Annotated in this window: 17 protein-coding genes; 2 read left to right on the top strand and 15 right to left on the bottom strand. The window is 46.4% G+C overall.

Annotated elements, in window-relative coordinates:
* Window positions 1-396: 396 nt before the first annotated feature.
* The gene (locus tag EDC14_RS14740) at window positions 397-1,068 is read right to left on the bottom strand and encodes an anti-sigma factor family protein (RefSeq protein ID WP_132015076.1); all 672 of its coding nucleotides are present in this window, start codon (window positions 1,066-1,068) and stop codon (window positions 397-399) included.
* The gene (locus tag EDC14_RS14745; RefSeq protein WP_132015077.1) at window positions 1,065-1,646 is read right to left on the bottom strand and encodes an RNA polymerase sigma factor; all 582 of its coding nucleotides are present in this window, start codon (window positions 1,644-1,646) and stop codon (window positions 1,065-1,067) included. Before EDC14_RS14745 ends, EDC14_RS14740 begins: the two co-directional genes overlap by 4 nt.
* 482 nt (window positions 1,647-2,128) lie before the next feature.
* Here EDC14_RS14745 and EDC14_RS14750 point away from each other — a divergent pair, with 482 nt between their 5' ends.
* Window positions 2,129-2,545 carry a hypothetical protein gene (locus tag EDC14_RS14750; RefSeq protein WP_132015078.1) on the top strand — a complete coding sequence of 139 codons (417 nt, stop codon included), beginning with the start codon at window positions 2,129-2,131 and terminating at the stop codon, window positions 2,543-2,545.
* A 445-nt stretch (window positions 2,546-2,990) separates the two neighbouring features.
* Here the strand turns inward: EDC14_RS14750 and EDC14_RS14755 are convergent, their stop codons facing one another.
* Window positions 2,991-3,467 carry a hypothetical protein gene (locus EDC14_RS14755; RefSeq protein WP_132015079.1) on the bottom strand — a complete coding sequence of 159 codons (477 nt, stop codon included), beginning with the start codon at window positions 3,465-3,467 and terminating at the stop codon, window positions 2,991-2,993.
* A 216-nt stretch (window positions 3,468-3,683) separates the two neighbouring features.
* Between EDC14_RS14755 and EDC14_RS14760 the strand changes: the two genes are divergently transcribed.
* Window positions 3,684-4,943, top strand: coding sequence for an S-layer homology domain-containing protein (locus EDC14_RS14760; protein ID WP_132015080.1), 1,260 nt, complete (start codon window positions 3,684-3,686; stop codon window positions 4,941-4,943).
* Between the two features lie 108 nt (window positions 4,944-5,051).
* Here the strand turns inward: EDC14_RS14760 and EDC14_RS14765 are convergent, their stop codons facing one another.
* The 12 genes from EDC14_RS14765 to EDC14_RS14820 form a co-directional block, all read right to left on the bottom strand.
* Window positions 5,052-5,669 carry a LysE family translocator gene (locus EDC14_RS14765; RefSeq protein WP_132015140.1) on the bottom strand — a complete coding sequence of 206 codons (618 nt, stop codon included), beginning with the start codon at window positions 5,667-5,669 and terminating at the stop codon, window positions 5,052-5,054.
* Between the two features lie 50 nt (window positions 5,670-5,719).
* Window positions 5,720-6,190 (bottom strand): Lrp/AsnC family transcriptional regulator, encoded by a 471-nt coding sequence (locus tag EDC14_RS14770; protein ID WP_132015081.1) that lies wholly within the window; start codon window positions 6,188-6,190, stop codon window positions 5,720-5,722.
* Between the two features lie 134 nt (window positions 6,191-6,324).
* On the bottom strand, window positions 6,325-6,849 hold the full coding sequence (locus tag EDC14_RS14775) for a chemotaxis protein CheD (RefSeq protein ID WP_132015082.1): 525 nt from the start codon (window positions 6,847-6,849) through the stop codon (window positions 6,325-6,327).
* Window positions 6,850-7,200: 351 nt separating this feature from the next.
* On the bottom strand, window positions 7,201-7,557 hold the full coding sequence (locus EDC14_RS14780; RefSeq protein WP_132015083.1) for a response regulator: 357 nt from the start codon (window positions 7,555-7,557) through the stop codon (window positions 7,201-7,203).
* Between the two features lie 405 nt (window positions 7,558-7,962).
* The gene (locus EDC14_RS14785; protein WP_132015084.1) at window positions 7,963-9,609 is read right to left on the bottom strand and encodes a PAS domain S-box protein; all 1,647 of its coding nucleotides are present in this window, start codon (window positions 9,607-9,609) and stop codon (window positions 7,963-7,965) included.
* A gap of 434 nt (window positions 9,610-10,043) precedes the next feature.
* Window positions 10,044-10,703 carry a response regulator gene (locus tag EDC14_RS14790; RefSeq protein WP_165908041.1) on the bottom strand — a complete coding sequence of 220 codons (660 nt, stop codon included), beginning with the start codon at window positions 10,701-10,703 and terminating at the stop codon, window positions 10,044-10,046.
* Between the two features lie 191 nt (window positions 10,704-10,894).
* A complete protein-coding gene (locus EDC14_RS14795; protein WP_132015086.1) occupies window positions 10,895-11,305 on the bottom strand; it encodes a response regulator in 411 nt (136 codons plus the stop codon).
* Between the two features lie 81 nt (window positions 11,306-11,386).
* Window positions 11,387-14,407 carry a PAS domain-containing hybrid sensor histidine kinase/response regulator gene (locus EDC14_RS14800; protein WP_132015087.1) on the bottom strand — a complete coding sequence of 1,007 codons (3,021 nt, stop codon included), beginning with the start codon at window positions 14,405-14,407 and terminating at the stop codon, window positions 11,387-11,389.
* Between the two features lie 36 nt (window positions 14,408-14,443).
* On the bottom strand, window positions 14,444-15,484 hold the full coding sequence (locus EDC14_RS14805) for a protein-glutamate methylesterase/protein-glutamine glutaminase (RefSeq protein ID WP_132015088.1): 1,041 nt from the start codon (window positions 15,482-15,484) through the stop codon (window positions 14,444-14,446).
* On the bottom strand, window positions 15,481-16,293 hold the full coding sequence (locus EDC14_RS14810; RefSeq protein ID WP_132015089.1) for a CheR family methyltransferase: 813 nt from the start codon (window positions 16,291-16,293) through the stop codon (window positions 15,481-15,483). The genes EDC14_RS14805 and EDC14_RS14810 overlap by 4 nt, the downstream gene beginning before the upstream one ends.
* Before the next feature lie 75 nt (window positions 16,294-16,368).
* Window positions 16,369-16,863 (bottom strand): chemotaxis protein CheW, encoded by a 495-nt coding sequence (locus EDC14_RS14815; RefSeq protein ID WP_132015090.1) that lies wholly within the window; start codon window positions 16,861-16,863, stop codon window positions 16,369-16,371.
* 72 nt (window positions 16,864-16,935) lie between these two features.
* The gene (locus EDC14_RS14820) at window positions 16,936-18,987 is read right to left on the bottom strand and encodes a chemotaxis protein CheA (protein WP_132015091.1); all 2,052 of its coding nucleotides are present in this window, start codon (window positions 18,985-18,987) and stop codon (window positions 16,936-16,938) included.
* Between the last annotated feature and the right edge of the window lie 187 nt (window positions 18,988-19,174).

Raw genomic sequence — 19,174 nt, forward strand, 5'->3', positions numbered from 1 at the left:
CGGTTGGACGTGGAGGCCCACAGACGCTTGCTCCGCTGTCGTTTTTAGGATTCATCCTTCGAAACGCGAAGGAAACGGTTCGGCAAATCAAGATCTTGAAAATAATGGCAATGGATATCTTTGCCGAACTTTTTTCCTATAATTCGGTAAATAAAAAGAATATTCCTGCCAAAACGCAGGATATCCCAGTTCAGAGAATTGCATAATTACCTTAAACAAGCCCTGTGGCTACAATATATAGTGTAAGGCCCGGATATACCTATCGATATATTGTAGCCAAAAGATTATTTTATCAATTATGCAATTCTCTCCGTTCGTTACCTTATTTTATTGCGGGCTCCGGGAGCCCATAAAAAAACCGGCCGGAAGGAGCTCTGGCCGGTAATCCGAAACGAATTATTGACGGCTTTCCGTTTCCACACGAACTGTGGCCCCGGCTTCTTCCAATGCCGCTCGCAACTCGAGGGCGGCTTCGTAAGAGAGTCCTGAAAAAGTAGTCAGGGAGACCGTTTCATTCCGCATGGCGTAATAGGTGCCGTCCCCGTAATTGGCCCGGAAGTCACGGGCAATCTTTTGAACCCGCTTATTCCTGGGGCCGAAGTCGATGATCTCTACCCGGTAGATCGCTTGATCCGGCGCCGCCGCCACCGACCGCCGCAGCACCTGCACTTTGCCGGCCGGGGCCGATTCTTTGGTTGCCAGCTTGGCAACGGGTTGCTGGATTCGCAGACTATTCAACGCCAGGCCGATGATGACAATCGCCGCCACGCCACAAACCGGCAGAAGCGGCCGAAAGGCCGGAAATCGCCAGCGCCGCGCCGCCGGAGCATTCCATGGACGCTGCGCCGCCTCACTACGAAGGCGGCTCCGCCAAGCCGCGCCAAATTGCGGGACCGGCTCCACCGGCTGAGCCTCGCTCAATAGCCGGTATGCTTCTTCGGCGAGTTGCAGTTCCTTCGCGCAATCGGGGCATGCTTGAATATGCTGGTTGAGCAGAACGCACAGGGACTGGGGGGCTTCCCCCGCCACAAGGCTGTGCAAATGCTGCCGGATCTTGGTACAATTCATGCCTGCATCCTCCCTTCCAGCAAGCCGCTGTAGCGCGGCCGGCCGGCCAATTGCTTGCGGAACGCTTCCCTGGCGCGGCTCAACCGCGATTTGACCGTTCCCACGCCGCATCCGATGATGCGGGCGATTTCGTTGTAATCCAGTCCTTCGATGTCCCTCAGAATAATAATCGTCCGGTGTTCCAAAGAAAGCCCCAGCAACACTTCTTGAATCAGCCGGGCCTGCTCGGAATGTTCGGCCTCATCCTCCGGGTTCCGGAAAGCGGCGGCCGGTTCGACGCCTTTCTCCTTGAGTTCCTCCAAGGAATAGGCCTGATGTTTACGGCGCCTGAGTTCATCCAGACAAAGATTGGTGACGACCCGGTACAGCCAGGTCTTAAAGGTAGATCGACCGTTAAACTCATGGATTTTATGATAAACGCGGACCATGGCCTCCTGGCCGAGGTCGCTGGCGTCGTGGTGATTGCCGAAATACCGGAAAGTAAGATTATAGATTAGTAACTCGTAATTCCCCAAAAGCTCCTCAAATGCCTGCTGATCTCCATTTTGGCACCGGCGGATCAACTCCGGTTCATTCATTGCCGCTCCTTCCCGCCCGCGCGCGCCGCGCCAAGCCGCTCCATTCCATTTATTATAACGGCTGAGGGGGCGGGAAATCAACTCTCATCATCGCAGAGGATGAAACAAAAATCCGGTTCGACCAGCGGCCGGAACAGACCGGAAAGACAGATGAAGCGCCGGAATGGCGGAATTTTTCCCATTTCATCCGCCCCAAAAATCAAACGCCGCTGTGGGAATCTTTTTCTGGTCATTCCGGAAGTCGTTATTTGGACGAATCCAACCCGGGTTCGGTTCCCTGTTTTTAAGTCCGTTCCCTCGTCCAAATTCGAGCCGGGGCGACGGAGAATTCCCCGCGCACCGGGGTTCTCCCTGAGAATTTTCCGCCGCTATGTTAGCGGTAATTGTCTGGATATTTCCTCCGTCCTGTGGTACGTTAATAGAGTTCGGGCGGGCAGCGGCCCGCTCCCCTGATTCCGGTCTTCGAAAAGAGGTTTAAAACGATGAGTGTCAAAGTCGCGGCCTATAAGAAACTGCACCCCACCGAGGCCTATGCCTGCTCGGCCATAGAAGCGCAAAACTGGGCCCAAACCTTCGCCGATCTGCGCCTTGACTTTGGAAGCTTCCGTAGCTTCCGGCTGGACCCGCGCTGCAGCCGGCGGCCGAAAATAACCGGCGTGGTGGTGGCCAAGGCCATGATCGATGCCAAATTAAAGCCAGCCCTTTATTTTTACCCCTTTCCCAACTCCCGCTACCCGGAACCGTTGCGGAAGGAGTTTTTGACCAAAATCCTTCCGGAAATTCAAACCTGGATCGAAGGCTACCTGGCGGCCGCCGACACCGAGATGGTCGGCCAAATGATGCTCGTCGTCGAATTGATGGCCGCCGGATTTACAATTCATCGCTTACGTTGCTTATAAGCTGGAAAGGCCAACCGCTCCGCTCATTCTCCCCCCGGCTACCCCAGTGATATGGACGCCGGTCAATCCCTCCCGTCTGGCCAGCCACCCGTTTTCGCAATCGCTCCGTCGCCTTCAATGTTGAAGGTGTTTATTTTGTTACCATAAATACATACGAAGTAACCGTGCCCATCTGCTCAGTCGCTCGACACGCTCCTTTGGTGAGCGCAGGCATTCTCGCAATGATCGCGCATGCCTGCTCAGTTGCTCTGTGAACAAGCTCAGTTTCCGCGCAAGCATACTCAGTGACTGTGCGAGCTTACACAGTTACTGTGCATGCATGCGCAGTGACCGCGTATGTTCATTCGGTTACGGAAGTAGTTCGTTCGGTTTCGAAAGATGCTCATTCAGTAACCGAATCGAAAGCTTTCGTAATCGAAGGAACAGCTTCGGTCAATGAATCCGGTCATGCGGTTATTGAAGGACCAAATTCAGTTTGAGAATGGGAGACCTGAATTACGAAACGTTCCGGTGCGGGCTCCGGGGACGTGCCTGCTAAGCCGGAACCAGTATCCGCCCTAAACGCAGGAAGCGCTTGGACAGTCTTCTCAAGCGCGTCTTCCGGCCGGCGGGCCCCCGGTCCGGTTCCACACCATTTCCATCTTTCCACCCCGCCGCCATCCTCATCCAAACCCGCCAGCAATCTACCAGCAACTTCCGCGCAGTTGACACGTTGAGAGAATAAGACTGCAACGGAGCCTGCGGTACAAGGATCCAGTCTTGCCAGTGATTCCTTGCAGGAATCACCGGAAAAAAGACGAATGATGCGGTATTGAAATACTTTATGTAAAGTTAGGCGCCATATTTGCTGCTTAACGTCAAAAAACCTTTCCAGTTTCGCGGTTTCACGGACGACCCTATTTTTATCCGGTTCTAAAAGCATTGTGATAAACCCTGCCCGAAGGTCAGGGTGAACACAAAAGCTCAGAAAAGCAAGTGATAAAGTCGATTTTTAATCCTTTGAAAGAGTGATTTCCGAATTTGAGGACTTTATCACATGGCTTCCAAACGACGCGCCAAACATACGAAGCAACATTTTTGAATAGGGTCTTTCCGTTCCAAATTTGGTTCATACTTTAGAAAGGAGCATATCATTTTGATGATTACGAAAAGAAAGTTTTATCTGATGTTATTGGGGATGCTGACCCTGACCGCGATCTTCAGCGTGGAAGCGCAGGCGGCGACGGCAGCCGCGACCGCGACTGCGACCCCGGCGGCGTTCTCCGATATCGAGGGCAACTGGGCGCAAAAAGAGGTCAAGTCGCTCACGGATAAAGGCGTCATTAACGGCTACCCCGACGGCACTTTTAAACCGGATCAGACGATCAACCGGGCGGAATTCGCCAAGCTGGTCGCGAAACTTTTCAACTACCAACCCGCGGCTTCGGTTCAATTTCCGGATATCAAGAATTCCTGGGCCAGCTCCTATATTAAAGGAGTCGGCTCCCAAAAAGTCATGCAGGCTTTCGCCGACGGCAACTTTAAGCCGGAGAATCCGGTCAACCGGGGCCAGTTGGCGGTGTTTCTCACCCGGGTTCTGCATATCGTGACCCCGGAAGAGAAGTATACCGATCCCTGGGCGGCGAGTTTCACGGACCTATCCGAAAAAGATTGGGAATTCCGCTATGTAGAAGTCGCCGCGAAACTCGGCCTTTTGCCGGAAAGCTATAAAAATGAATTTCACGCCGGCCAAGGCGTGACCCGGGCCGAAGCGGCCTGGACCTTGAATGCGCTGAATAATCTTTCAGTTAAAAAAGGCAAGATCTCGACCGTCGATCCGACCAGCGGTCTGGTCAACATTCAACGCCAGCAGAACGGCGATCCGCTCCTGGCCCTGGTCAATCCGGATACGGTAGTGATGCGCAATAACACCAGCGCCGCGGTGGACGGATTGGTGCCAGGCGATGAGATCACCGTTATCTCCAGCGCCTCGGGCGACGTGAAGTATTTAAAAGCCTTTGGCAAAGTCACCAAGAACGATCTGCTCTCGCGGGTCAGCACCATTACCAAAGGCCGTCTCACTCCCGATCAGATCAATTCGATCGTCTCGGGAGACTGGGATTCGATCAAAGATAGCATCAAAGGCGGCATTTATAACCAGATGATCGAAATGGGTCTGACCGCCGGCGAGGCGGAGAGCATTATCGGCCAGGACTGGAACTATCTCGATACGCTCAGCAAAGACCGTTTATCCCAGGCATTGTCGGCACAGTTCGGGATCTCTCAGGACTTCGGCCTGGCCCTGCTGGAGCGGGACATGAAAAAGATTCAAGACTATGGCAAGGTTGAACTGGCGACGGCCGCTCTCAGCAGATTGCTGGGCGCTACGCCGGGCACCGACACCAGCAGTTCCTATTGATACAATTCGAATAGAAAAGCAAACCCTCATCCAACCATGAGGGTTTGCTTTTCCCATTCCGTAGATGCCCAAAAACTCCTGCGCCCGGAATACTCCCGGATGAACCGGCTAACGAATCCCGCCGATCAACGAGAATAAGCCAAATCCCATCACCAAGCAACCTGATACCAAATTTATCCAGTGCAGGGCGGGGTCAAAACGTTTCCGGAAGATTCCCACCAGCAAACTGAGGAAGAACCACCACAGCAGCGATCCGCAAAAAACCCCTAGCACCATCAGGCCGGAACGCCAGAGATCAAAACCGCCCGTTCGGGTGTCCAAACCGGCGTAGACCGCGGCAAACGATAGAATCGTCATGGGATTGGTCAACGTCAAGAAGAAGGTCGAAAGATAATTGCGGAAAAGTCCCAATTGAGATGGAACCTCTGCCGCCGTGGCGGAGGGCCGGGCGACAAAAATCCGCATCCCCAGATATATCAGGAATAACCCTCCAATGATATGAAGCCAGCGTCCCTGGCCGAGTAGCAACGCAGTGGCGGCATTCAAGCCAAAAACGGCAATCGAACCGTAAATGGCGTCCGCTGTCGCCGCCCCGGCTCCCGACACAAAACCGGCCAAGGAGCCGCCGGACAGTCCCCGTTGAATACATAGAATCCCGATCGGACCTACCGGAGCGGCAATCGAAAATCCGATCACCAAGCCTTTCAACCAAAGTTCGGGGCTCATGGCAACACTCCCTTTCATCAATTTCTCCGCCTCGAAGTTTTATGGAGCAATCACTCGTCACCGCAGCCGGAACCAGCCAACGGTACCGCCGACGTCTCTTTCACTGTGGAGAGGACGACCGTAGTCTTGCTCCTTACCACCCCCCGTGTCTCTTTCAGCTGTTCGCTGATGAGGCCTTCCAGTTGGCGCAGGCTCGCGCAACGGATTTTGAGTAGATAATCAAAATCGCCAGCCACATGGTGACATTCCTGAACCTGCGGCAAATGGGCCATCTTTTCCAGGAATGGCGACCGGGCCGAAGGATGATCCAAGGTAACCGCGACAAACGCCGTCACCAGGCACCCTACCGCTTCGGGGTCGACCACTGCGGCATAACCCTTGATGACCCCTTTCTCCTCCAGCCGGCGTACCCTTTCGGCGGCTGCCGGAGCAGTCAAGCCGAGAATCGCCCCCAGCTCCGCCCAGGTGGTGCGGGCCTGTTTCATCAATTGGTCGATGACTTTCAAATCGATGGCATTCATCCCATTCACCCCAATAAAACAAAGTTATTATTCATATTATACTTATAATACAATGTTTGATCAAGAAATTATTTTAAAAAAGAAACCATTCGGGATGGAATGGTTTCTTTTCATTCGTATTGATGGGTGGGGGATTAGTTCGGCAAGATTGCCAATTTACCGGGAGGGCTTCCCTCAATGGGTTGCGCCGAGTTCAACGGTTGCTGATGAACCTTAACCTTGCCATCCTTGACCGAAACCGCAATGGTGCGGCTAAAACGGCCGCCCGTCTGGCTGGTTTCACATGCCAGCCGGTAATTCTGTAAAATCGCCGTGACGGCTTCAAGATTGCGCACTCCGATCTGGAACGAATCATCGTTCCAAACCGCAGTCGCTCCTCCGAAAAGGCGGATATTCAGCTCCCAGCCGTGACAATGATACTGCTTTAAAAATTTCTCCACCATGCCCGGTACAGCCGTGTCAGCAAAATAGCCCGGTGATTGCAGGCTTTTCAATGGGTCAATCGTTGAATCCGGCAGGGCAATATGGGCCATCCCCAAAACTTTTTGGCTTGATGAATAAATGGTCAAAGCCACACATGAACCAAGGGCGAAGGTAATCAGGGTATCTTCGGGATCGTTGGTAATCAACAGTTCTCCTACTCCAAGAACTCGCAACAAAAATAGACACTCCTTAATTAAGATAATTTCCGGAAATTGCCATGATAAAGTTCAATCATTCGTCGCTAATTTCTCCCGCCAGCGATGCGAGTATCGGTTTATGACCATTCCTCAGGGCCGATTGGAGTTACACCCCGCAATTTTGCGAGTCCAGGCATTGTTCCCGGCATGTTTTCACGGCTCGTCATCAAAAACGAAACCATTTGTTTCTTTCGGCAAATTCTTCCCTTTTTTTAGAATTTATGGCTTAAGATTATGTAACATTTCTGGAAATGACGCTCCGTTTATTTTTCCCTTCCCACAAGAATACCGTTCCAAAGGCTGCCGCTGATCATACCTACCGCCCCTCCGCTACAGTCGGAGTAAAGTATCAATAATGGTTTGGACTTGAAAAGGTTTTACGATAAATCCCTGCGCGCCACAGGCCAGTGCTTCCCCCACTATTTTTTCATGTTCCAACGCGGAGATGATTACTACTTTACAATCTTTATCCAGCGCTTTTAGAGCTTTAAGCGTTTCCAGGCCATTCAGTTCCGGCATGGTAATGTCCAGAGTCACCAGATCCGGGTTGAGCTGTTGATATTTTTCAATTGCTTCATAACCGTTCTCCGCCTCGCCTGAGACTTCAAATCCGTAGTTTTCTAATATTTCCCGCAAAATTGTCCTCATTAAAACCGCATCGTCGACCACCAATACCTTCCGCGCCATTTTCACCCTCCTTATTGGTGCAGATCCGGATACCGGCCGCATCTATCGCTGTATGCCGCAATAAGTCTTTCGGGATAACTTGGAGTAGTTACAACATATGTTTTTTCCGCGATCCATTTTTTACAGAGTGAACCGTCGAGAACGTCCCCCCAGGACGCGAAGAACTTTCAAGTTTCCCGGCAGACAAGTTACATGATTCTCCATGGGCAGGTGAATTGATAGAGAGCCTCTCCTTCTCGAACTCATGGTACACGTCTTTTAGATATTCGACGGGAAGCGGAAAACAATAATGGGGAATAACCCTACTTTTCATGAAAAAACACCCTACTTCAAAGGGTGTTTGGACGATGTCCGATCTTAAAAACGCGTGATAATCATCAAAACCTCGGTTCTACAACCATACGGTTAACGGATTATTAAAGGTTGACGATTCCCGCAGGGGATCCAAGCCACCAACTGAGTTCCTTTCCCGGATTTCGATCTGACTTCCAGCCTACCGCCCAGCATTTCAAGGCGTTCGGCCATACCCACCAGCCCGATCCCTGGTGATTCCGGATGACGGAGGAGGCGTTCTTTTTTGAGGCCCAGACCGTTGTCTTGAACTGACAATTGAATCTGCTGATCATTCTGGTGCAAACGGATTCGAACTTTGGAAGCGCCGGCATGTTTTGCGATGTTAGTCAACGATTCCTGCAAGATCCGATAAAGACAGACGCTTACTTCTTCGGGGATATTCCGCAATTCCGAACCGTGATAGTCGATGCTCAAACCGCTTTGTTTGGAAAAATCCCGGCAAAGATCCTCCAGAACCAGATTAATCCCATTATCCTTCAAAGCCGGAGGCCGCAATTGATGAGCCAAGGTCCTGAGATTTTCGAGGGTGGTATCGACCATCATAATCGCATTCGACAATTTTTCTTTTAGAAAAGAATACTGGACCGGGATATCATTGTTTAATAACACCAAGCATATTTTTAACGCAGTTAATGACTGTCCGGTTTCATCATGCAATTCACGGGATAATCGTTTTCGCTCCTCCTCCTGGGTGGCAATGATTTTGGCATTCAGTTTCCGCAATTGCTTTTGGGTGACTTTTACCTGGTCGAACAGCAATGCATTGGCAACAGCCATGCCGGCTTGATCGGCGATTCCCCGCAGTAGGTTTCGGTCCTCCTCCGAAAGATGGGTCTCCTCGTAGGCATAGATATTAATGGTTCCCAATAAATGAATGGAATTAAAAAACACAATCACATCAATCGCTTGCAAATCCGGTTCGGTCTCAGCAAGGTTCGATAGAATTTTTCGGCTCCGAAGTTCCGAAGCCGAGACCGTCAGATACTTTTGTTTGATTAGTTTTTGATAAATAATCGGAGGAACCGGGTCGACGTCCAGGTCTTTGAGCGATATTCCATGACCGAAGACCAGATGAAGCCCATCGGTTTTTTTCTCAAAAAAAGTGGCGCTGACTTTGGTCTGAATTATTTCGGAAATATCCTCGCAAAGCAGCTTCACCAAAACATCCAGATTCAACTGATCGTTGAGCCGGGAAGCGTTTTTGAGTAAGGCTGTCGTCCGAGCATTCTGACGCAGCATCGCTTTTTTGGTTTGGATGCGCTCAGTGATATCCAATCCGATAATGATGAATTGACACTTTCCGTTCCTACTCTTTGATTTTGATTTATACCACTCGATTTCCCGTATGGAGCCATCCTTCAACATAATAGGACTCTGATGATAACTGTATGAAGATTTGGATTCTAAAAATGACCGACGATTCTCTTCCCGGTCGCTTTCTCGAAAAAACAGGGTGAACCAATCTTGGTCCTTAACTTCTTCCAAAGAATAGCCTGACAGTTTCTCCATCAGCGAATTGAAACGGATAATCTTTCCTGTCCGATCAATTACAACAATAATGATTTGGGCAATATTAATGAGTGTTTCCGCAAAATCTTTTTCTTTACGCAAATCATCCTCAATTTGTTTTTGGTGGTTCATATTTGGGTTAAATATGAGTTCAGGCCTCCGCGTTCCATGGTATCCAGCATCGTACACGATTCACAGCAGTTTGAGGTAGACTTCGATCCCATTTAATTCCGTCAACAAATCAAAAAAATAGATTTTACCCTTTTATTGGCGAAAAAACGGTATTCGAACCAACATCAACAAAAAAGGGATGAAATCTCCTTTTCATATTCGACAATCATCAAATCTTCCCCTTCGAAAAAATACCGTTGTTTGGGGTATCTTTTACGTAATATTCTTACATCTAGCATGCTGAAACAATCGACACAGCTTCCGAAATGGTTATAAATGTATATTTTGTAATAATACGTCTTATTTTTATATTCGACTAAAATTTCCTTTTTATAATAGGGTATAACCCTACCTTTAAATAAAAAACACCCTACATTGAGGATGTTTTTCATTGCTGCGGCAATGAGAGAGTCTTATGCGAAAACAAGCTTACTTTTTATCCGTTATTTTCGTCAATGAATTGTATCCAAAAATACTACATTATGTTTGATGGCGATTCGTACCAGACCGGCAGTGTCATGCACATTCAGTTTACTCATCATTCTGGCCCGGTGTTTCTCAACGGTTTTAACAGTAATATTTAGCAATGAAGCTATCGAGTTGTTGGTATGGCCTTCCGCTACCAATTGTAGGACTTCCATTTCCCGCGAAGAAAGAATCGTATCCAGTTCGGTTTCGGTATTCGAGGCAGTAGGATTAAAAATCTCGGAAATTAATGGGGCAGAAACAATGGGAGTGATAAAAATCTCGCCTCGTTTCGCCGCCTTAATCGCTAATATGAGTTCTTCAGTCACCGAACGTTTCAATAAATAACCTTTAGCTCCATTGCGCAGGGATTGTCGGACAAGGGACAGATCCGAATACATGGACAGCACGATAACTCGGGTTGGGACATCGAGCATCTTGATCTTTTGAATGGCTTGGGTCCCATTCAATCGTGGCATGGCAATATCCATCAGCACCACATCCGGTACCAACTTCATCACCATATCCACTGCCATCTGTCCGTCCTCAGCTTCGCCTACAACCTTGATACCAGTTTCTTTCTCTAACAAAGCTTTTATTCCTTGCCGCACCAAGTGATGGTCTTCGGCAATGAGGACACTAACCATGATCATCCTCCAGGGTAGTCATCGCAGGGATTGTTCTCTTTCTCGATTGGATATACAATTTTTGAAATGCGACTCATATTATTCTACAGGAAATAAACAGCCCTTCAGGGCTGTTGGCTGCTTGATGGGTAATTTTATCCTCTAATTTGGAAAGGTCGACACGAGACTCATCCCACATGCTATGGTTCAATCTAAATATTGTTGTGGGTCATGAGCAAACCCAATTTCCGCATGACTTCCAATAATTTCCCCGTATCGATTGGTTTGGCGGCATAAGCTTCGCAACCGGTGTCAAAGGCCTCAAAGACATTATTAGGCTCATTCAAGGCCGTTGTCATAATCACCTTGACCCGGTTTTGGTCCGGAATGCCTCGTTGGTTCTCAATTCCGCGAATCGTCTTTAAGGCTTTATAGCCGTCCACTTTGGGCATCATAATATCCATACAGATTAAATCATAGGGTTGACCTTCATCCCAAGCCATCAAGAAAGCTTCCACTGCTTCCATGCCATTCACAGTGATATCGCAATCACCGTACATTGTTAAAAACTTAAATAAAAATTTTCTGCTGGCTAAATCGTCCTCAACAATCATAATCCGCATGGTGAGAACCCCCTTTCATTTATCACAGCGCAACATTCAATCATTATGTGTCAAACCAATTCGAGCAAGCGGAATCGCCTCTTATTCAGCTCTATGTAAATACTGCTCCAGTTTATCATAGCACTCTTTAATTTCAAGACATTGTTCTTTTCGCACTGCCATTTCCATCTTAAAGGCAAGTTGCTTCAAGATATCATCCTTTTCGTTAACGGCAGCTACTTTTAAATGATGAGCGATGTCTTCCATAGTTGCATAATCTTCATGATTAAAAGCAGCCTCGAAATTTAGGAGAAACCGCTTCTTACTGTCATCCGGTTGGATTTTTTCTGGTTCCCATTCTTTTGAAAGGTCTTCCGCCTCGGAATTTTTCTGGTATTTTGCCGCTTCAACGAAACAGAGTTCAGCAATGTTTTTTGAAAGGTCGTAGATGGAAACCGGTTTGGTAACCAAGCCATCCATGCCTGCAGCCAGAAACTTTTTGGTATCGTCCGAAAAGGCATGCGCCGTTAAAGCTATAATTGGGATGTGCCCTCCGGCTTCCGCTTCCAGTTCTCGGATTCGGCGGGTCGTTTCCATGCCTCCCATGCCCGGCATTTGGATGTCCATCAAAATAAGATTATAACTGTTTCGTGTCAATTTATGGAGAGCCTCTATCCCTTCCGTGGCGACATCGACTTTTATCCCAATGCGCTGTAACATCTTCGCAACGGTTGCCTGATTAATCGGATCGTCCTCCACTAGCAGCACATGCAACTGTGCCGAGCCGAGGTCAAGATAATCGGGAAGGCTGGCTTTCTGGGGCGGTGAGTCTTGAGCATCAAGCGTAACCGGAACAGAAAAATAAAAAGTACTGCCCCGATCTTTTTCACTGTATACCCCAATTTCTCCGCCCATCATGTTTACCAACCGTTTGGCAATCGCAAGTCCCAGGCCGGTCCCGCCGAAACGGCGCGTAATTGATCCATCCACTTGGCTGAATGTTTGAAATAGGCGATTCATTTCAGACTGTTCGATTCCTATTCCGGTATCACTGACTTCAAACCGAAGAAACACACTATCATTCCGGTCATAACTATGATAGACTGCTAGCGTTACCATCCCAGTCTCAGTAAACTTCACCGCATTGGATAGCAGATTATTCAGCACCTGTAGCAGGCGGAGCGGCGCACCGATTAAGGAACGTGGGGTTCGGGGGTTGACCTCAACGGTTAACTCCAATCCTTTTTTTAAAGCACTTGAGAGATGGGCTTTGAGCGCCTTATGAACTAATTCATCCAAATCAAAAGGAATGAGTTCGATTTCAAGTTTCCCTGCTTCAATTTTAGAGAAATCAAGGATATCATTTATTACATTCAATAAAGTCCCGGCACAATTCTTGGCAATCAAAAGGTTTTCACGCTGGTCCCGCTCCAGGCTAGTTAAAAGAGTCAAATCGATCATTCCCGTAATTCCGTTCAGTGGCGTCCTGATCTCATGACTCATATTGGCCAGGAATTCCGTTTTAGCCCGATTCGCTGCCTCGGCGGTCTCTTTCGCCTGTTTCATTTCGGCCTCAGCCTGTTTACGCCCGCTGATGTCGGATATTACGACCGCAAAATAACCCGGCTGCGGACTATATGCCGAAATGGATACCCAGCCGCTGCTCAGTTCCGATTGAGAAGTATCCAGTTTAATACTCTCACCTGTAAGTGCCACCATCCCAAAGATGCGAATCCGCTCCGCAACAATCGGCGCCGATTCGGGGATTATCTCCGTAAGGCGTTTACCGATCAACTGTTCTCGATTCCAGCCCGTCAATTTTTCGAAAGCAGCATTCACTTCTAAAAAAACATAATCTATTGGATTTTGTTGCTCGTCAAATACAACTTGATGGTAAGCAAAACCATCCGACATATTGGCAAATAAAGAAGAATATTTTTCTTGACTCGCCCGCAGTTGAGCTTCGGCATTTTTCCTATACGTAATATCGCGCGCAATGCCGGTGCTTCCTACAATCCGTCCATCTTCCGCAAAGATTGGAGTTTTGATGACTTCAAACCAGCGTTCATCACCGCCACGCACCCTGATTTTTTCTTCCGATCCAAATTGCCGGCCAAAATATACCACTTCACCATCGCCGTTCATTAAACTTTTGGCAAGCTGCTCCGGCCACAACTCAGTGTCTGTCTTCCCGACAACTGCTTCGGGGTGAACTCCCAGCAAAGAGCCGAACCTTTCATTTACGGCAATATAATGTCCCTCTTCATTTTTCAACCAAGCTAAATCGGGGATATTATTCAAAATTGCCTGTTGAAGTCGCTCTTTTTCCAAGACCAACTCCTCTATTCGCTTAATACGAGTTATATCCCGAAATACGACGACTACTCCAAGGACAGTATCGGTTTGATTTTGTATCGGAGCGTTACTCGCAGATATGTAACGAATTGTCCGGTCTCTGGCCACTAATGCCGTATGTTTTGGAAGTCCCACCTTCGTCCGGTTCTCAAAAGCTATTTGCATGGGATCAGTGACCGGTAGCCCCGTTTTGTAATTGATGATTTTAAAAATCACATTGGCGGGTTGATGAATGGCTTCCTCCAGCGTCCAGCCAGTCAATTCCTCAGCAACTTTATTAATAAAAATAACATTCAATCGATCATCGGTTACAATTAATCCATCTCCGATAGAATCCAATAAAGAATGTATCGGTTCCTTATTTGAACGAGTGTGATGACTACCTGATTTTAAGCGATTTCGTAGCAAAGATTCTCGTAATGCATGTTGAAGTACTCTCGAACGATGCGGAAGCTGATTTGGAAAAAAACAATCATAATAAGAGAATGAAAACTGAAAATTCTCAGCTTGCAAATTCCTACTCAATAAGAGCACAATTGCCTCTACTGCGTCTTTTACGAGTGGAGAGAGCAACGAATCGTCGGGAAAAAGATCGATATTCAGCACTATCAAATCCCAAAGGCGATTGGAAATTGCGCTTTTTAAAGCCGAATTATCATCCACCTGGTACACCGTTATGGTAATACCTTCTTGAGCAGCTGCTTCAGCCACTCTATCCGCATCATTTTTTTGGTCGCTGGCGATTAAAACCTGCAAAACTTCAAACACGGCTTCACCTTCCGCTTTGAGTTCCCAAACCCATGTCTATAGGTTGTTGACACAGGTTTCGATCGCTTTCGCCATCTCTCCTAGCGGTACCTGCCTCTCCACTGCGCCGATTTCAAAAGCGACCCGCGGCATACCATACACCACACTGGTACTCTCATCCTGACCGAGAGTCCGACTCCCCTTTTTACGCATTTCAAGCAATCCTTTGGCGCCATCATACCCCATCCCTGTAAGAATAACCCCCACCGAATTCTTACCAGCGTGATCTGCGACGGAGTGAAACAAAACATCGACCGAGGGACAATGTCCGTTCACCTTGTCCCCTTTAAAGCATTCAATAAAATAAGATTCGCCGCCTCTTTTAATTTTCATTTGAAAATCCCCTGGCGCAATCAAAACCCGCCCCGGAAATACACGGTCGCCGTTTTCCGCTTCTTTTACCTCGACTTGACAAGAGTTATTCAACCGTTCAGCATACATTCTGGTAAAAACCGGCGGCATATGTTGAACCACAACCGTTCCTGGCATATTGCGCGGAAAAGCCTGCAAAATATGGGATAAAGCTTCGGTTCCCCCGGTTGAGGCTCCGATGGCGATTAGTTTATCGGGCCGACCTTGAATCACATTCTTTACTTCATGGAACTTGGGGTCATGCTTCCAACTTCCTACCTTAGCAATCGAAGCAATTTTAATCTTTACAATCAGTTCGTTAATGAGTGATTCCATGCTACGACCAATGGAAGTATCCGGTTTGGTTACAAAATCAACTGCTCCAGCTTTGAGCGCTTCAAAAACGCTATCGCTCACAGCACTAACCATTACTACTGGTAAAGGATATTGGGGCATCAACTGTTTTAAGAAATCGATCCCGTTCAATTTCGGCATTTCAACGTCTAAAGTCAAAACTTGCGGCTGCAAGGCAATGATTTTTTCCTTAGCTTCATACGCATCGCTCGCTGTCCCCACAACCTGAATTCCTGAATCCGCCGCGAGACCTTGAACTAAGGTTTCCCGAAAAACCAAGGAATCATCAACGACCAAGACTTTAATCCGCTGTTTGATTGTCACTGGCTTTATTCCTTTCTATAGACCGAAGGACGAATATATTTGTAAGCGGTTTCCTCTCGCCGTAAGGATTCCGAAAGACCGATAAATAAATACCCGCCCGGTTCAGTATGATCATAAAAACGATTCACAAGTTGCCGACGAGTCTCAGAGTCGAAATAGATCATAACATTACGGCAGAAAATGACCTGAAATCTCTTTTTAAATGGAAATACTTGATTCATCAGATTAAACTGCCGGAAAATTACATTTTCCCGAATTTCCTCAACAACATGACTCGAATCGGAGTCATGTTTTTTGAAGTATTTTCGTCTCCATTCTTCTGGCAAGACCTGTAATTGTTCGTTGGTATATATCCCTTGTGTCGCAGTCTCTAAGACTTTTTCCGAAATATCCGTAGCTAAAATACGACTATCCCATAACTTTTGTTCCATCCCGAGAAAGTCTGCGATAATCATTGCCAAAGTATAAGGTTCTTCTCCACTAGAGCATCCTGCACTCCAGATTCGTAAATCTTTATTGGAAGCGGTCTTTTTTAAACATGGGAGCACTTGAGTTTGAAAGTAATTAAAATGTTCTTTCTCCCTCAAAAAAAAAGTATGATTGGTCGTAATCCGATTAATTAATGTTGTAATCGCTTTTCCCGTTTGATCAGCTTTCACATATTTTATATATTCCGAAAAAGAATTGAGATTTTTTTCTGCTAAAATATGCTGTAGCCTTCCGGTTACCAACGTTTTTTTTTCAAATAAATTAATACCATAATTGTTTTTGATAAAACCAACAAGCTCAACGAACTCATCTTCGTTAATTGAAACCATGATCAAGCCCCACCACAATTATAACGTATTACGTCGGGTTGTTTTCACTTTTATTTAATAACGAGAAAAATCAACTTAAGAAAGCTCGGCCAAGTTTTTAACTTCATCATCGTTAAGTAATTTTTTGCAGTCCAACAACAGTTTTACTTGATTTCCTATTTTGCCCAACCCTTTAATGTATCGGGTCTGAAATCCAGTGCTGGGATCGGGAGGAGGCACAATTTCTTCTTCCGGTATCGTAACAACCTCAAGTACCTTATCAACGATCAAACCAATCGTAATTTCTTCTATATCAACTACAATAATGCAAGTCCGCTCATTATACTCCAGAAAATCTTTCTTAAATCGAATTCTTACGTCCATCACCGGAATGATTTTGCCTCGTAAATTAATAATTCCCTTGATATAATCCGGAAGTTCGGGTACCTGTGTAATCGCTTGAATGCCGATAATCTCCGTAACAAATTTTATCTCTATTCCATAATCTTCTTTTCCGATAGAGAACGTCAGAAACCGCCCTTTTTGCGTATCTTCTTGCAATTCCATTGATTCATCGACCATTCCAATCATTTCTACCACCTCTTGTTTTTAAGTCCAATTATTTTTAACGTCATAGAACGAATGGAGACCTCTCAAAAGACTTCAATAATGCAAAAACCCCGCTACATCCAAAATCAAACTAATACTGCCGTCCCCCAATAGAGTACAACCCGCAACCCCACTTACTTTCTTAATGTACCGTGGAAGATTCTTCACCACCACTTGCTGTTCGCCCAGTAATTGATCAGCAAATAAACAAATTACTTTTTGATCATTTTCCACCATCACAATAATTCCTTCCGATAATTCTTCTACAACGGTAGGAATTTTATAAAATTGATGCAGTCGGAGAATGGGATGGCATTGCCCGCGAAGCAGGATCATTTCATTTCCATCCGGGTCATGAATAATGTCTTCACTTTTTACTCGAAATGACTCTCGAATGGTTGTCGTTGGAACAGTAAAAAGCGATTCTCCCACTTGAATCGACATTCCATTAATAATTGCTAAAGTCAACGGAATCTTTAATGAAATTACAGTTCCCATTCCCGGTGTGCTATCAATGAAAACGGTTCCGCCTACCTTCTCAATGTTCTTCACGACTACATCCATGCCTACACCGCGACCCGAAAATTCCGTTACCTTTTCCTTGGTCGAAAATCCTGGCAAAAGAATAAATGAATAAATTTCGCGATCCGTTAATTCGCTTTCAGGCTTAAAGACCAATCCATTTTCTTGAGCTTTAGCCAAAATCTTTTCTTTGTTTAATCCGCGACCGTCATCCTGAACAATGATCCACACTTCATTTCCGGAGTTTTTCGCTTCCAATGTTATTTTTGCTGTTTCCGGTTTCCCTTTCGCCAGACGTTCATTGGGAGGTTCTATACCATGATCAATCGAATTTCGGATTAAATGCATCAGCGGATCAGATAGATTTTCAATGATATTCTTATCAACTTCAGTTTCTTCACCGATTAGCGCAAGCTCAACATCTTTATTAAGCTTGTGAGACATATCCCTTACTATCCTCTGCATTTTTAGGAATGTATTCGTCAACGGAACCATTCGGATGGACATTACGATATCCTGCAATTCATTCGTGATTTTCCGAAGTTGTCCAGAGGCTTTATGATAGTTTTCCAGCGGTAAGTTTTCTAGTTCCGGATGATGAGTCACCATTGCTTCGGCAATCACCAACTCTGCAACCAGATCCATTAATTTATCCAGTTTATCGACATTAACGTTGATAAATTTCTGGGTTACCGAATTAAGAACATGGTTTTTCTCAGCCTCTCCACCATGCTTCGTTTCATTTGGATGAGAATTGCCCGTATCATTACTGGACGCATCTTTTTGGATCTTTGATATCGCGGGAGTATCGATATCCGGAAGAATGGTCACTTCTTTGAGAAACGGCGTCTTATTTAGAAAATCACGAAGCTCTTCAGGAGTGAGCTGACTCTGTATCAAAATATGCAGACCGTTCTTGCGGATCTCCCCAATTGTATCCTGATCGTCGATGATAACCTCAGGACTGGTTTCGACTACCTCCGCTTTCTCTTTTAACTGATACAAAAGGGTGAAGGCTCGAACATCCTCCATTTCACAGCCTTCCATAAAACAAAGTTCGATCCGGAAACGGTTTTGATTATCCTTTTTTTCTGCATTCTGGTCGGAACCAATATAAAACTTTTGCGATTCTGCCTTTTTTGTATCATTTTTGTTTTCAGGAGGCGCTCCTGACGCATCGGATTTCAATGTTGCCAAAAACTCTTTAATCGTTTGGATTAACCCGGATGAATCTCCGTCGGGTTCTTCTCCGTTTTGAAGCTTGTTAATCTCATTTTTGGTAAAATCAACCCCAGCCAAGACTAAATCGCTCAATTTCATATAATCTACCTGGCTTGGCTTTTCCTCGCGTAAAAAATAAAAGAGATCTTCGATCGCATGAGCTAAATTCGAAATATTATTAAATAGCATCATGGCCGAGGAACCTTTAATGGTGTGCATGATTCGGAAAATTTCATTAATCGATGAGTCAAACCCATTGCCTTGTTCACTATTGAGAATAAGTTGTTCCAGCTGCTCAATGAGTTGTGTGGTTTCAAAAATGAACAAATCCAACATGGGTTCCCGCTCAAAACTGCTCCCCATTTAGTTCACTCCTTATTTTAGCGAATTTACCGAATAAAATCCGGGCGGCCGCTGCTGAAACATCGGTCGTCCGGATTAACGAATTTTTTAATCCGCAGGCCTGACTAATCAGCATCCTTGCCGAACAGGTTTTCTAAATATTATATCGACGTTACCTGTATAATCTTAATAGCTTTATAGTTTTTCC

The organism is Hydrogenispora ethanolica (genome assembly GCF_004340685.1).
Classification (GTDB): Bacteria; Bacillota; UBA4882; order UBA8346; family UBA8346; genus Hydrogenispora; species Hydrogenispora ethanolica.

Excerpts from the sequence above, each read along its gene's own strand:
- EDC14_RS14740 (WP_132015076.1), bottom strand. The coding sequence starts at position 1,068 with ATGAATTGTACCAAGATCCGGCAGCATTTGCACAGCCTTGTGGCGGGG.
- EDC14_RS14745 (WP_132015077.1), bottom strand. The coding sequence starts at position 1,646 with ATGAATGAACCGGAGTTGATCCGCCGGTGCCAAAATGGAGATCAGCAG.
- EDC14_RS14750 (WP_132015078.1), top strand. The coding sequence starts at position 2,129 with ATGAGTGTCAAAGTCGCGGCCTATAAGAAACTGCACCCCACCGAGGCC.
- EDC14_RS14755 (WP_132015079.1), bottom strand. The coding sequence starts at position 3,467 with ATGCTTTTAGAACCGGATAAAAATAGGGTCGTCCGTGAAACCGCGAAA.
- EDC14_RS14760 (WP_132015080.1), top strand. The coding sequence starts at position 3,684 with ATGATTACGAAAAGAAAGTTTTATCTGATGTTATTGGGGATGCTGACC.
- EDC14_RS14765 (WP_132015140.1), bottom strand. The coding sequence starts at position 5,669 with ATGAGCCCCGAACTTTGGTTGAAAGGCTTGGTGATCGGATTTTCGATT.
- EDC14_RS14770 (WP_132015081.1), bottom strand. The coding sequence starts at position 6,190 with ATGAATGCCATCGATTTGAAAGTCATCGACCAATTGATGAAACAGGCC.
- EDC14_RS14780 (WP_132015083.1), bottom strand. The coding sequence starts at position 7,557 with ATGGCGCGGAAGGTATTGGTGGTCGACGATGCGGTTTTAATGAGGACA.
- EDC14_RS14790 (WP_165908041.1), bottom strand. The coding sequence starts at position 10,703 with ATGGTTAGTGTCCTCATTGCCGAAGACCATCACTTGGTGCGGCAAGGA.
- EDC14_RS14795 (WP_132015086.1), bottom strand. The coding sequence starts at position 11,305 with ATGCGGATTATGATTGTTGAGGACGATTTAGCCAGCAGAAAATTTTTA.
- EDC14_RS14810 (WP_132015089.1), bottom strand. The coding sequence starts at position 16,293 with ATGGTTTCAATTAACGAAGATGAGTTCGTTGAGCTTGTTGGTTTTATC.
- EDC14_RS14815 (WP_132015090.1), bottom strand. The coding sequence starts at position 16,863 with ATGATTGGAATGGTCGATGAATCAATGGAATTGCAAGAAGATACGCAA.
- EDC14_RS14820 (WP_132015091.1), bottom strand. The coding sequence starts at position 18,987 with ATGGGGAGCAGTTTTGAGCGGGAACCCATGTTGGATTTGTTCATTTTT.